This is a genomic window from Kitasatospora sp. NPDC048298 (assembly GCF_043201465.1).
GTDB lineage: Bacteria > Actinomycetota > Actinomycetes > Streptomycetales > Streptomycetaceae > Kitasatospora.
On the sequence record NZ_JBICYZ010000124.1, the window covers coordinates 1 to 15,018 of the forward strand.

Genomic DNA, 15,018 nt, shown 5'->3' on the forward strand with positions numbered 1-15,018 from the left:
GCTTCCACGACGGTGTCCGGGCGCTGGAGGCCGCGGGCGTCACCCGTTTCGTGGAGCTGGGCCCCGACGCGGTGCTGACCGGGCTGGCCCGCGAGTGCCTGGACTCCGAGGAGGCCGTGCTCGCCGCCGCCACCCGGCGCGAGCGCCCCGAGCCGGACACCCTGCTCACCGCGCTGGCCCAACTGCACATCGCCGGCTGCTCGCCCGACTGGGGCACCCTGTTCCCGGGGGCCGCCCGGGTTGACCTGCCCACCACTGCCTTCCAGCGCAGCCGCTTCTGGGTCGAGCTCCCGGCCTCGGTCGGTGACGTCGCCTCCGCCGGCCTGGACTCCACCGAGCACCCGCTGCTCGGCGCGGCCACCATGCTGGCGGACTCGGACGGCGCGGTGCTCACCGGGCGGCTCTCGGTGCGCACCCACCCGTGGCTGGCAGACCACGTGGTCGGCGACCGGGTCGTGGTGCCCGGCACCGCCATGGTCGAACTGGCCATCAGGGCCGGCGACCAGGTCGGCTGCGGCCACCTGGAGGAGCTCACCCTTGAGGTGCCGCTGGTCCTGCCCGAGCAGGACGGCATCCGGGTGCAGGTCACCGTCGGCACCCCCGACGCCGCCGGCAGCCGTACGGTGAGCGTCTACTCGCGCGCCGAGAGCGCGGCCGCCGAAGTCCCGTGGACCCTGCACGCCTCCGGCCTGCTCGGCCAGGCGCCCGCGCGCATGGGTGAACGCCTCACCGAGTGGCCGCCGGCCGGTGCCGAGATGCTGGAGACCGCCGGCCTCTACGAGCGGCACGCCGCCTCAGGCCTGCACTACGGCCCGACCTTCCAGGCCCTGCACGCCGCCTGGCAGCGCGGTGACGAGTTGTTCGCCGAGGTCCGCCTGGCCGATCGCCCGGCCGCCGACGCGGGCCGGTTCGGCCTGCACCCGGCCGCCTTCGACGCCGCACTGCACGCGCTCGCCCTGCTCGGTGACGGCTCCGACGACGAGACCGCCCGCCTGCCCTTCATGTTCTCCGGCGTCTCGCTGCACGCGGTCGGCGCCTCGGTGCTGCGGGTGCGGCTGCTCGCCACCGGAGCGCACTCCTTCGCCGTCGACCTGGCCGACGCCACCGGCGCCCCGGTCGCCTCGGTGACCTCGCTGGCCTCCCGCCCGCTGACCAACCTGCGCCGGCAGCAGAGCCCTTCGAGCGACGCGCTGTTCCGGCTCGGCTGGAGCCCGATCCAACTGGCCGAGACGGCAGACGAGGCCGACTACCGCCTCCTGCACAGCGTGGCGGGCAACGACGCCGAGGCCGTCCGGGCGGCCGTCCACGTGGCGCTGGCCGCGGCACAGGACGAGGACCCACGGCCGCTGATCGTGGTCACCCGCGGCGCGCTCTCGCTCGCCGGGGAGGAGGTGGCCGACCTGGCGGGCGCCGCGGTGTGGGGCCTGCTGCGCTCGGCGCAGTCGGAGAACCCCGACCGTTTCGTGCTGCTGGACCTCGATGCGGACGCCGACGCCGAGGCGCTCGCCGCCTCCGTACTGGCCAGTGGTGAGCCGCAGGTGGCGATCCGCGCCGGCGCGGCCCGCGCCGCCCGGCTGACCGCCGCCGAGCTCACCGCCGAGGCCGCGCCGGAGCTCGACCCCGAGGGCACCGTCCTGCTGACCGGCGCGACCGGGGGCCTCGGCCCGGTGCTCGCCCGGCACCTGGTCACCGCCCTCGGCGCGCGCCACCTGCTGCTGCTCAGCCGGCGCGGCGGCGCGGACGAGCTGACCGCCGAACTCACCGGGCTCGGCGCGCAGGTCACCGTCCGGGCCTGCGACGTGGCCGACCGTGCCGCGCTCGCCGAGGTGCTGGCCGAGATCCCGGCCGAGCATCCGCTCACCGCCGTGGTGCACGCCGCCGGGCTGCTCGACGACGGCGTGGTCGCCTCGCTGACCCCCGAGCGGATCGACGCCGTGCTGCGGCCCAAGGTGGACGGCGCGCTCAACCTGCACGAGCTCACCGCGGACGCGCCGCTGCACGCCTTCGTGCTGTTCTCCTCGGTCGCCGGGCTGGTGGGCGCACCGGGTCAGGGCAACTACGCGGCCGCCAACTCCTTCCTGGACGCGCTGGCCGCCCGGCGCCACGCGCTCGGCCTGCCTGCCCTCTCGCTGGCCTGGGGGCCCTGGGCCCCGGTCGGCGGCATGACCAGCTCCCTGGAGGAGGCCGACCGGGCGAGGATCTCGCGCGGTGGCATGACCGAGCTGTCCGCCGAGGACGGCGTGGCGCTCTTCGACCTGGCCCGGGCCACCGGGCTGGCGGCCCTGGCCCCGGTGCGGCTGAACCTGGCGGCGCTGCGCCGCCAGGGCGCCGCGCTCGCCCCGGTGTTCCGCTCCCTGGTGGGCCGTACGGTGCGCCGCGAGGCGGTGGCGGTCGAGGGTTCGGAGTTCTCCTTCGCCGACCGGATGGCCGAACTCGGCGAGCAGGAGCGCGCGGACGCGCTGCTCCAGCTGGTCCGGGGCCAGGTCGCGGCCGTGCTCGGGCACGCCTCCGCGGAGGCGATCGACCCGGGCCGGGCCTTCCAGGACCTCGGCTTCGACTCGCTGGCCGCCGTCGAACTGCGCAACGCCCTGACCGCCGAGACCGGCCACCGGCTGCCCGCCACGCTGGTCTTCGACTACCCGTCACCCGAGGCGCTGGCCGGCTACCTGGTCACCCGGTTCAGCGGCGTCAAGTCCGGCCCGCGCAAGGCCGCCCGGGCGAGCGCCGCCCGTACCGACGAGCCGATCGCGATCGTCGGCATGGCCTGCCGCTACCCGGGCGGGGTGACCTCGCCGCAGGAGCTGTGGGACCTGGTGATCGGCGAGAACGACGCGATCAGCGCCTTCCCGGACAACCGGGGCTGGGACATCGACCGGATCTACGACCCGACCCGCGAGCGCCCCGACACCAGCTACGTCCGCGAGGGTGGGTTCCTGCACGAGGCCGGCGCGTTCGACGCCGGGTTCTTCGGGATCTCGCCGCGTGAGGCGCTGTTGATGGATCCGCAGCAGCGGTTGCTGCTGGAGAGTTCCTGGGAGGCGTTGGAGGGTGCGGGGATCGATCCGGTCTCGCTGAAGGGCAGCCGCACCGGTGTGTTCGCCGGGGTGATGTACCACGACTACTTCGGCGCGTTCGGCAGTGGCAGCATCGTGTCGGGTCGGGTGGCTTACACCCTCGGTCTGGAGGGGCCGACGCTGTCGATCGACACGGCGTGCTCCTCCTCGCTGGTGGCGCTGCACCTGGCGGCGCAGTCGCTGCGCGGCGGCGAGTCCACCCTCGCCCTGGTCGGCGGCGTCGCGGTGATGTCGACCCCGGACCCGTTCGTGGAGTTCAGCCGCCAGGGTGCGCTCGCCCCCGACGCGCAGTGCCGCCCGTTCGCCACCGGAGCCGGCGGCACGGTCTGGGGTGAGGGCGTCGGTGTCCTGGTCCTGGAGCGCCTGTCGGACGCCCGCCGCAACGGGCACCAGGTGCTGGCCGTGGTCCGCGGCACCGCCGTCAACCAGGACGGTGCCTCCAACGGGCTGACCGCGCCCAACGGGCCCTCCCAGCAGCGGGTGATCGAGCAGGCCCTGGCCAACGCCGGGCTGTCGGCGAGCGACGTCGACGTGGTCGAGGCGCACGGCACCGGTACCACGCTGGGCGACCCGATCGAGGCGCAGGCCCTGCTGGCCACCTACGGCCAGGACCGTGGTGAGGACCGACCGCTCTGGTTGGGCTCGGTCAAGTCGAACATCGGTCACACCCAGGCGGCGGCCGGTGTGGCCGGCGTGATCAAGATGGTCCAGGCGATGCGCCACGGCGTGCTGCCCAAGACCCTGCACGTGGACGAGCCCTCCACCCACGTGGACTGGTCGGCCGGCGAGGTCCGGCTGCTGACCGAGGCCCGGGCCTGGCCCGAGGTCGAGCGGCCGCGCCGGGCCGGGATCTCCTCCTTCGGGATCAGCGGCACCAACGCCCACACCATCATCGAGGCCGTCACCGAGCAGGTCGCCGAGCAGCCGGAGACGAGCGCGGCGCCGACCGCGGCCCCGTGGTTGCTCTCCGCGAAGTCCCGGGCGGCGCTGCCCGCCCAGGCCGAACGGCTGCTGGCCTTCGTGGACGCCAACCCGCAGCTCGCGCCCGCGGACCTGGCCCACGCACTGGCCACCACCCGTACCCACTTCGAGCACCGCGCGGCCATCGCCGGCGCGGACCGCGCCGAGCTGCGCGACTCGCTGGCCGCGTTGGCCACCGGGCGCACCGCTCCCGGGCTGGTCGAGGGTACCGCCACCGGCTCCCGCCCGGTCTTCGTCTTCCCGGGCCAGGGCTCCCAGTGGCAGGGCATGGCCACCGAGCTGCTGGCCTCCTCGCCGGTGTTCGCGGCCGCGATGGCCGAGTGCGCCGCCGCCTGTGCGCCGTTCACCGACTGGGACCTGCTGGCCGAGCTGAACGGCCCGCTGGACCGGGTGGACATCGTCCAGCCGCTGCTCTGGGCCGTCATGGTCTCGCTGGCGCGGACCTGGACCTCGTACGGGGTGCGCCCCGCCGCGGTGATCGGGCACTCCCAGGGCGAGATCGCGGCGGCCGTGGTGGCCGGTGCGCTGTCGCTGGAGGACGGCGCCCGGATCGTCACCCTGCGCAGCCAGGCCATCGCCCAGGACCTGTCCGGCGGGGGCGGCATGATGTCGGTCGCGCTGCCCGTCGACCAGGTGGAGGAACGACTGGCGGCCTTCGACGGCCGGCTCTCCGTCGCCGCGCGCAACGGGTCGGGATCGGTCGTGGTCGCCGGCTTCGTGGACGCCCTGGACCTCCTGCAGGCCCAGCTCAAGGACGAGGGCATGCGGGTCAAGCGGCTGCCGGTGGACTACGCCTCGCACTCCGCGCAGGTCGAGGCGATCCGGACCAGGTTGCTGGAGACCCTGGCGGACGTCTCGCCGCTCCCCGCCGAGGTGCCGTTCTTCTCGACCGTCACCGGCGGGCTCGTCGACACCACCGAGCTGAACGCCGAATACTGGTACACCAACCTGCGCCAGACCGTGCTCTTCGAGCAGGCCGCCGGGGCCGCGGTCGGCAAGGGCCATGGCGTGTTCATCGAGTGCAGCCCGCACCCGGTGCTCACCGTAGGCCTCCAGGAGACCTTCGACGGCGTGCGGGCGCTGGGCTCGCTGCGCCGCGAGGAGGGCGGCCCGGCCCGGTTCGCCGCCGCGCTCGGCGAGGCCTTCGCGCACGGCGTCGCGGTCGACTGGCGACAGGTCTTCGAGGGTCTGCGCCCGCGCCGCGTCGAGCTGCCGACCTATGCCTTCCAGCACGAGCAGTACTGGCTGGACAGCGTCTCCGGCAACGCCGACGTCACCTCGGCCGGTCTCACCCGGACCGACCATCCGATCCTGAGTGCGGCGATGACCCGCGCCGACACCGACGGCACCGTCCTCACCGGCCGCCTCTCGCTCGGCACCCACCCGTGGCTGGCCGACCACGTGGTCGGCGGGGAGCTGCTGTTCCCCGGCACCGGCTACCTGGAGCTGGCCCTCCAGGCCGCCGATCAGGTGGGCCTGGGCCGGGTCGCCGACCTCACCCTCCACGCCCCGCTGGTCTTCCCCGAGCACGGTGCGGTGCAGCTGCAGGTCGTGGTCGGCGCGGTGGAGGAGTCCAGCCGCCCGGTCGGCATCTACTCCCGCCCCGAGAGCGAGGCCGACGACGAGCCCTGGATCCGGCACGCCGACGGTGTGCTCGCCCCGGGCGGCGCGCCCGCCGAGCCGGAGCTCACCCTCTGGCCGCCCACCGGCGCCGAGCCGATCGATCTCGACGGGGTGTACGAACAGCTCGCCGAGGCCGGACTCGCCTACGGGCCCGCCTTCCAGGGCCTGCGCGCCGCCTGGCGCCTGGGTCAGGAGGTCTACGCCGAGGTGGCCTTCGCCCAGCAGGTGGACGGCTACGGCCTGCACCCGGCCCTGGCGGACGCCGCCCTGCACACGGTCGGCCTGACCGGTGTCGCCGAGGACGAGGCGCTGCTGCCGTTCGCCTGGTCCGAGGTGCGCCTGCACGCGACCGGCGCCAGGGAACTGCGGGTCCGGGTCAAGCCCTTGGGCCAGAGCGGCGCGGTGGAGCTGACGCTCGCCGACGCCGACGGCGCGCCGGTGGCGAGCGTCGGCTCGCTCGCCCTGCGCCCGATCCCGGCCGAACAGCTCGCCGCCGCCGCCAAGTCGGCGCGGGCGGGCGCGCTCTACCAGGTGGAGTGGATCACCGCGCCGACCCCGGCCGTCGACCCCGCCCACGACCCGGTGGTGCTGCGCAGCCCGGCGGGTACCAGCGCAGACGAGGTACGGGCAGCCGTGCACACCGTCCTCGACCAGCTGCGCGAGCAACTGGCGGGCGAGGCCACCGTGCTGGTGGCCACCGGCGCCGACCTGGCCGGTGCGGCGGTGGCCGGACTCGTCCGCTCGGCGCAGTCGGAGAACCCCGAGCGGATCGTCCTGGTCGAGCTCGACCAGGACCCGGCCTCCGAAGCGCTGCTGCCCACCGCCTTGGCCGTGGGCGAGCCGCACCTGGCGATCCGGGGCGGCGTCATCCGGCTGCCCCGGCTGGTCCGGGCCGAACCGGCCGCCGACCAGGAACGGTTGGAGCTCGACCCCGCGGGCACCGTGCTGCTGACCGGCGCGAGCGGCGCACTGGGCACCCTGATCGCCCGACAGCTGGTCACCGAGTGGGGGGTGCGGCACCTGCTGCTGCTCAGCCGCCGCGGCGCGGCCCCCGAGCTCGTCACCGAGCTCACCGAACTCGGCGCCGAGGTCACCACCGCCGCCTGCGACGTGGCGGACCGCGCGGCGCTGGCCGAGGCGGTGGCGAAGGTCCCGGCGGAGCATCCGCTGACCGCGGTGGTGCACGCGGCCGGGGTGCTCGCCGACGGCGTGCTCTCCTCGCTCACGCCCGAGCGGCTGGATGCCGTGCTGCGCCCCAAGGTGGACGCGGCCTGGTACCTGCACGAGCTGACCGCCGGTCTCGACCTCAAGGCGTTCGTCCTGTTCTCCTCGGCCGCCGCCACCCTCGGCTCGCCGGGGCAGGCCAACTACGCCGCGGCCAACGCCTTCCTGGACGCGTTGGCCGGCCACCGCCGGCGGCTCGGCCTGCCGGGCCAGTCGCTGGCCTGGGGCCTGTGGGCGCAGGCCGGCGGGATGACCGGCACGCTGGACGACACCGACCTGTCCCGGATCTCCCGGGGCGGCGTGGCGGCCCTGGCCACCGATGAGGGCTTGGCGCTCTTCGACGAGGCGCTGCACTCCCGGCACCCCGCCGTGCTGCCGATGAAGCTGGAACCGGCCGGACTGCGGGCCCAAGGCGACGTCATGTCACCGCTCTTCCGCGCCCTGGTGCGCTCCCGGCGCCAGGCCGTCTCCGGTCAGCCGGCCGCCGGCGCCGACTCGCTGAGCGGCCGGCTGGCTGCCCTCGCCGAGGCCGAACGCAAGCCCTTCCTGGTGGAGTTGGTGCGCAGTCAAGCCGCCTCGGTGCTCGGGCACCGCTCGGCTGAGGCGGTCGAAGCGCACAAGGCCTTCCGTGAGCTGGGCTTCGACTCGCTGGCCGCGGTCGAGCTGCGCAACGGCCTGGCGGCGGCCACCGCGCTGCGCCTGCCGGCCACCTTGGTGTTCGACTACCCCAACCCCCGCGAACTGGCCGGCTACCTGCTTGACCAGCTGGTCGGCACCCTGGCGGCCGTGCCGGTGCAGGCCGCGCCCGCCCGCTCGGAGGAGCCGATCGCGATCATCGGGATGAGCTGCCGCTACCCCGGCGGCGTGAACTCGCCCGAGGATCTGTGGAAGCTGGTCGTCGGCGAGGTGGACGCCATCGGCGAGTTCCCCACCGACCGAGGCTGGGACCTGGAGTCGCTCTACGACCCGACCCTGGACCGCCCCGGCACCAGCTACGCCAAGCACGGCGCGTTCCTGTACGACGCGGGCGACTTCGACGCCGACTTCTTCGGCATGGATCCGGAGGAGGCGCTGGTCACCGACCCGCAGCAGCGGGTCCTGCTGGAGACCGCCTGGGAGGCGCTGGAGCGGGCCGCCATCGACCCGGTCTCGCTGCGCGGCAGCGCGACCGGGGTGTTCGCCGGCGTGATGTACCACGACTACTTCGAGAGCTACGGCTCCGGCAGTGTGGTCTCGGGCCGGGTCGCCTACACGCTCGGTCTGGAGGGGCCGACGCTGACGGTGGACACCGCCTGCTCCTCCTCGCTGGTCGCGTTGCACCTTGCGGTGCAGTCGCTGCGCCAGGGTGACTGCACCCTGGCACTGGCCGGCGGGGTGACGGTGATGGCCACCCCGGGGACCTTCGTCGAGTTCAGCCGGCAGCGCGGCCTGTCGCGCGACGGGCGCTGCCGCCCGTTCGCGGACGCCGCCAACGGCACCGGTTTCGGCGAGGGCGCGGGCGTCCTGCTGCTGGAGCGGCTCTCGGATGCCCGCCGCAACGGCCACCAGGTGCTGGCCGTGGTGCGCGGCACCGCGATGAACCAGGACGGTGCTTCCAACGGCATCACCGCCCCCAACGGTCCCGCCCAGCAGCGGGTGATCCGCCGCGCGCTGGCGGCGGCGGGCGTGCCCGGCGGCGAGGTCGACCTGGTCGAGGCGCACGGCACCGGCACCACGCTGGGCGACCCGATCGAGGCGCAGGCCCTGATCGCGACCTACGGCAGCGAGCACACCGAGGAGCGCCCGCTCTGGCTCGGCTCGATCAAGTCGAACATCGGACACACCCAGGCCGCGGCCGGGGTGGCCGGCGTGATCAAGATGGTGCAGGCGATCCGCCACGGGGTGCTGCCCAAGACCCTGCACGTGGACGAGCCGTCCCGGCACGTCGACTGGACGGACAGCCACGTCCGGCTGCTCACCGAGTCGTTGGCATGGCCCGAGTACGACCACCCGCGCCGGGCCGGGATCTCCTCGTTCGGGATCAGCGGCACCAACGCGCACGTGGTGATCGAGGCCGCGCCCAGCGCTCCCGGTGAGGAGGCTGCCGTGCTGGTGGAGCAGCAGCCACAGGCTCCGCTGCTGCTCTCGGGCCACAGCCCGCAGGCGCTGCGCGCGCAGGCCGAGCGGCTGCTGAGCCACCTGGGCGAGCGGGCCGAGCTCGATCCGCGCCAGGTCGCGGCGGCGCTGGCGAGTGCCCGCGGCCACCACGCCCACCGGGCGGCGGTGAGCGGCGGTGACTGGGACGAGCTCCTGCGCGGCCTGCGGTCGTTGACCGAGGGCCATGCCTCGCCGAGCGTGGCGCTCGGCACTGCGACAGCGGGTCGCACCGCGTTCCTCTTCTCCGGCCAGGGCTCGCAACTGGTCGGCATGGGCGAGGAGTTGATCGATACGTTCCCGGCCTTCGCGGCCGCCTTCGAGGAGGTGTGCGAGCGGCTGGATTCGCTACTCGACCGGCCGCTGCGCGAGGCGCTGTCCTCGGCCGAGCTGCTGGACCGCACCGAGTACACCCAGCCCGCCCTGTTCGCGCTCGAAGTCGCGCTCTTCAGGCTGCTGGAGTCCTGGGGCATCCGCCCCGACCTGCTGGCCGGGCACTCCATCGGCGAGTTCGCCGCTGCCCACGTGGCCGGGGTCTGGTCGCTGGCGGACGCCGCCCGACTGGTCGCCGCGCGCGGCCGGCTGATGCAGGCGCTGCCCGCCGGCGGCGCGATGGTGGCGATCAAGGCCACCGAGGCCGAGATCGAGCCGCTGCTGACCGAGCGGGTGAGCATCGCGGCGGTCAACGGGCCGAGCTCCGTGGTGATCTCGGGCGAGGCGACGGCGGTGCGCGCGATCGCCGAGCGGTTCGAGCGGACCAGGGAGCTGGCGGTCAGCCACGCCTTCCACTCGCCGCTGATGGAGCCGATGCTCGCCGAGTTCCGCGAGGTCGCCGCCGGGCTGGAGTACCACCCGCCGCGGATCGCCGTCGTCTCCACCCTGACCGGCGCGCAGGCTACCGCGCAGGAGCTGTGTTCACCGGAGTACTGGGTGCGCCACGTGCGCGAGGCGGTGCGCTTCGCGGACGGCGTGCGGGCGCTGGAGGAGGCCGGTGCGTGCCGGTTCGTCGAGATCGGTCCAGGCGGGGTGCTGACCGCGCTGGCCGCCGAGAACCTGGCCGAGGGTCCGAGCGGTGACGCCGCGCTGATCCCGCTGCTGCGCAAGGACCGGCAGGAGTCGGCGGCGGTGCTCACCGCCCTGGGCGCCTTCCACGTTCACGGCGGCGCGGTGGACTGGGCGCGGCTGCTGCCGGCCGGTGCCGCGGTCGAGTTGCCGACGTACGCCTTCCAGCGCCGCCGGTACTGGATGGCGAGCGAGCCGGCGGGCTACCGGGCGACGGTGGACCACCCGCTGCTGGGCAGCGCCGTGGACCTCGCGGGAGGCGAGGGCACGCTGTTCACCGGACGGCTCTCGTTGCAGAGCCATCCCTGGCTGGCCGATCACGCGGTCGGTGGGGTGGTGCTGCTGCCCGGCACGGCGTTCGTCGAGATGGCGCTGGCGGCCGGCGCGGACATCGGGGCCGGCGCGGTCGAGGAGCTGACCATCGCCGAACCCCTGCTGCTGCCCGAGCAGGGCACGGTCCGGCTGCAGTGCACCGTGCGTCCGGCCGATGCCGGGACCTGGACGTTCCAGGTGTACTCCCGCACGGCGGACGAGCTGGGGGCACCTCCCGGCCGCCAGGCCGGGGGACCGTGGACCTTGCACGCCACCGGGTTGCTGCGGGCCGCTTCGGCCCCGGCGCCCGGCACGTCGCAGGCCTGGCCGCCGGTCGGCGCCGAGGCGCTCGACCTGGAGGGGACCTATGAGCGCCTGGCCGAGCTCGGCGCCGAGTACGGCCCGCTGTTCCAGGGGCTGCGGGCCGCCTGGCGGCTGGCTGACGAGGTCTTCGCCGAGGTCGAACTCCCGCTGGAGACCGATCGGTTCGGCATTCATCCGGCACTGTTCGATGCCTCGCTGCACGCCATCGGACTGCGGGCGGGTGCGGCGGGCCGGATGAGCCTGCCGTTCGCCTGGAGCGGGGTCGAGCTGTACGCCGTGGGCGCGCGGGCGCTGCGGGTGCGGATCAGCCCGGCCGGCTCGGACGCGGTGCGGATCGAGCTCGCCGACGGGGCCGGTGCCCCGGTGGCCCGGGTGGAGTCGCTGGTGCTGCGCGAGGTCGCGGTGGACCGGCTGGCCACGGCCGGCGGCAACGACTCGCTCTTCGCCCTGGAGTGGACCGGGCTCACCGGCGGCCCGGTGCCCTCGGGCGGACACTGGGCGGTGCTCGGTACGCACCGGCGGCGGCTGCTGGACGCCTTGGCGGTGCAGGTCGCCACGGTCAGTACGGTCGCCGACCTCGACGAGCTCGCGGCGCTGGCCGACCCGGTGGACGTCCTGGTGCTGCCCTGGGCGGGCGGTGACGATCCGCGGGCGGTCCACGAGGGCCTGGCCGCGCTGCTCGGCCGCCTGCAGTCCTGGCTGGCCGACGATCGGTTCGCGCAGGCGACCGTGGTCGTGGCGACCAGTGGCGCGGTCTCGCCGACCGGTGAGGACGTCACCGACCTGGCCGCCGCGGCGGCCTGGGGGCTGATCCGCACGGCGCAGTCGGAGAATCCCGACCGGATCGTGCTGATCGACCTGGACGACCACGACGCCGACGACGAGGCCGACCCGGGTTGGCACCTGCTGCCGGCCGCCGTCGCCTGCGGCGAGGCGCAGATCGCGGTGCGTTCGGGTGTGCTCAACGTGCCGCGGCTCACCAGGGCGGCGAAGGCCGTACCGGACGCCCCCGTCGAGTGGAGCGGCCGGGTGCTGCTCACCGGCGGCACCGGGGCACTGGGCCGCCTGGTGGCCCGTCACCTGGTCACCGAGCACCGGGTGTCGAGCCTGCTGCTGCTCAGCCGGCGCGGCGAGGCGGCGCCCGGCGCCGCCGAGCTGCACGCCGAACTCGCCGGCCTGGGCGCCGAAGTGACCATCCTGGCCTGCGACCTGGCCGACCGGGAGGAGCTGGCCGCAGTGCTGGCGCGCTACCCGGTCTCCGCGGTGGTGCACTCCGCGGGCGTGCTGGACGACGGGACGCTCGCCTCGCTGACGCCCGAGCGGTTGTCCGCCGTGCTGCGACCCAAGGTGGACGCGGCCTGGCACCTGCACGAGCTGACCAAGGACCGACAGCTGTCGGCGTTCGTCCTGTTCTCCTCGGCGGCCGGTCTGCTCGGCAGCCCCGGGCAGGCGAGTTACGCCGCCGCCAACGCGTTCCTCGACGGCCTGGCCCTGCACCGCAGGGCGGTCGGCCTGCCGGCCACCTCGCTGGCCTGGGGCGCGTGGTCGGGCAACGGCGGCATGGCCGACCGGCTCAGCGAGGCCGACAGCCGCCGGATGGCCCAGTCGGGGGTGGGCAGCCTCAGCGAGGAGGCCGGCCTGGCCCTGTTCGACGCCGCGGTCGGCCGGGCGGAAGCCGTCCTGATGCCCGCACGGCTCGACCTGGCCGCCCTGGCCCAGGGCAACCGGGTCCCGCCGCTGCTGAGTCGGCTGGTGCGCTCCTCGTCCGCGCGGCGGGTGGCGCAGGCAGCCTCCACGGCCTCGGCCGCGCTGCGGCGCAGCCTGGCCGGGCTGGTCGGCCAGGAGCGGATCGCGCTCCTGCTCGAACTGGTCGGCACCCAGGCGGCCGGGGTGCTCGGGGTCACCGAGGTGGCACTGGACCGGGCATTCAGCGAACTCGGCTTCGACTCGCTGACGGCGGTGGAGTTCCGCAACCAGCTCAACGAGGCCACCGGGCTGCGGCTCTCGGCCACGCTGATCTTCGACTACCCGAACCCGATGGTGCTGGCCCGGCACCTGGAAGCCGAACTGGCCCCGGCCGAGGGCTCGGCCGACGAAGTGCAGGAGACCGCGGTGCGCCAGGCGCTGGGCGCGATCCCGCTGGCCCGGCTGCGCGACGCCGGCCTGCTGGACAGCCTGCTCGAACTGGCCGGACTCAAGGCCGAGTCCGCCGCCGAGTCGAAGGGCGACGACGGCGAGAGCGGCGAGTCGATCGACACGATGGACATCGAGAGCCTGATGAACCTGGCCCTTGACGACTTCGGTGGACAGGAGGAGCTGTGACAGGGGGTACTCCGGTGGCGAAGAGTGGGAGCAAGGAGCAGCCGCAGAACCCGGGCACCAGGATGGTCGACGCCCTGCGGGCCTCGCTGAAGGAGACCGAACGGCTGCGGGAGCAGAACCGCAAGCTGACCGCGGCCCTGCGCGAGCCGATCGCGATCGTGGGCATGGCCTGCCGCTATCCGGGTGGGGTGACCTCGCCGCAGCACCTCTGGGAGCTGGTGACCGAGGGCGGTGACGGCATCACGCCGTTCCCCACCGACCGGGGGTGGGACGCCGACCTCTACGATCCGCGGCCGGGTCTGGAGGGCAGGTCCTACGTCCGCGAGGGTGGGTTCCTGCACGAGGCCGGCGCGTTCGACGCCGGGTTCTTCGGGATCTCGCCGCGTGAGGCGCTGTTGATGGATCCGCAGCAGCGGTTGCTGCTGGAGAGTTCCTGGGAGGCGTTGGAGGGTGCGGGGATCGATCCGGTCTCGCTGAAGGGCAGCCGCACCGGTGTGTTCGCCGGGGTGATGTACCACGACTACTTCGGCGCGTTCGGCAGTGGCAGCATCGTGTCGGGTCGGGTGGCTTACACGCTCGGTCTGGAGGGGCCGACGCTGTCGATCGACACGGCGTGCTCCTCCTCGCTGGTGGCGCTGCACCTGGCGGCGCAGTCGCTGCGCGGCGGCGAGTCCACCCTCGCGTTGGCCGGCGGTGTGACGGTGATGGCCTCGCCCGGCACCTTCGTGGAGTTCAGCCGCCAGCGCGGGCTCTCCCCGGACGGCCGCTGCAGGGCGTTCGCGGAGGGCGCGGACGGCACCGGCTTCGCCGAGGGCGTCGGTGTCCTGGTGCTGGAGCGGCTCTCGGACGCCCAGCGCAACGGGCACCAGGTGCTGGCCGTCATCCGTGGCTCCGCGGTGAACCAGGACGGTGCCTCCAACGGGCTGACCGCGCCCAACGGGCCGTCCCAGCAGCGGGTGATCCGTCACGCGCTGGCCGCTGCCCGGCTGTCGGCCGCCGATGTCGACGTGGTCGAGGCGCACGGTACCGGTACCACGCTGGGCGACCCGATCGAGGCGCAGGCGCTGCTGGCCACCTACGGTCAGGACCGCTCGGCGGATCGGCCGTTGTGGTTGGGGTCGGTCAAGTCGAACATCGGTCACACCCAGGCGGCGGCCGGTGTGGCCGGGGTGATCAAGATGGTGCAGGCGATGCGCCACGGTGTGCTGCCCAAGACCCTGCACGTGGACGAGCCCTCCGGCAAGGTGGACTGGTCGGCGGGTGAGGTCCGGCTGCTGACCGAGGCCCGGGCCTGGCCCGAGGTCGAGCGGCCGCGCCGGGCCGGGATCTCCTCCTTCGGGATCAGCGGCACCAACGCCCACGTCATCCTCGAACAGGCCCCGGCCGCGGCCGAGCAGCCCGAACCCGACCCGGCACCGCCGATGGCCCTGTGGCCGCTCTCCGCCCGCACTCCGCAGGCACTGTCGGCCCAGGGCGAGCGGCTGCGCGCCTTCGCCGCCGACCATCCTGAGCTGGAGGCGGGCGCGGTGGCCAGGTCGCTCGGCACCGAACGCGCCGTCTTCGAGCACCGGGCCGCCGTCCTCGGCCCGGACCGCGACCGACTCCTCGACGGGCTGGCGCTGTTGGGCGCCTCGGACGACTCGCCGGCGGTGCTGCGTGGCCGGGCCCGCACAGGGGCCAAGACCGCCTTCCTGTTCACCGGGCAGGGCGCCCAGCGGCTCGGGATGGGCGCGGAACTGCGGGCCCACTACCCGGTGTTCGCCGAGGCCTTCGACGAGCTGAACGAACGACTCGGGGTCGGCACCGCCGAGGTCCTCTTCGGCACCGACCCCGACCGGGTCGATCGGACCCTGTACGCGCAGACCGGTCTCTTCGCTTTCGAGGTGGCGCTGTTCCGGTTGTTGGAGTCCTGGGGTGTGGTGCCGGACTTCCTGGCGGGGCATTCGATCGGTGAGGTGGCGGC

Annotated in this window: 2 protein-coding genes; both read left to right on the forward strand. The window is 74.5% G+C overall.

The features are described 5' to 3' along the window. Positions 1–13,055 (forward strand): SDR family NAD(P)-dependent oxidoreductase (locus tag ACGF0D_RS43175; RefSeq protein ID WP_392925914.1); only part of this gene is annotated, 13,055 nt, incomplete at its 5' end. A 14-nt stretch (positions 13,056–13,069) separates the two neighbouring features. Continuing rightward, on the forward strand, positions 13,070–15,018 hold a 1,949-nt coding region (locus ACGF0D_RS43180), incomplete at its 3' end, for a type I polyketide synthase (RefSeq protein WP_392925917.1).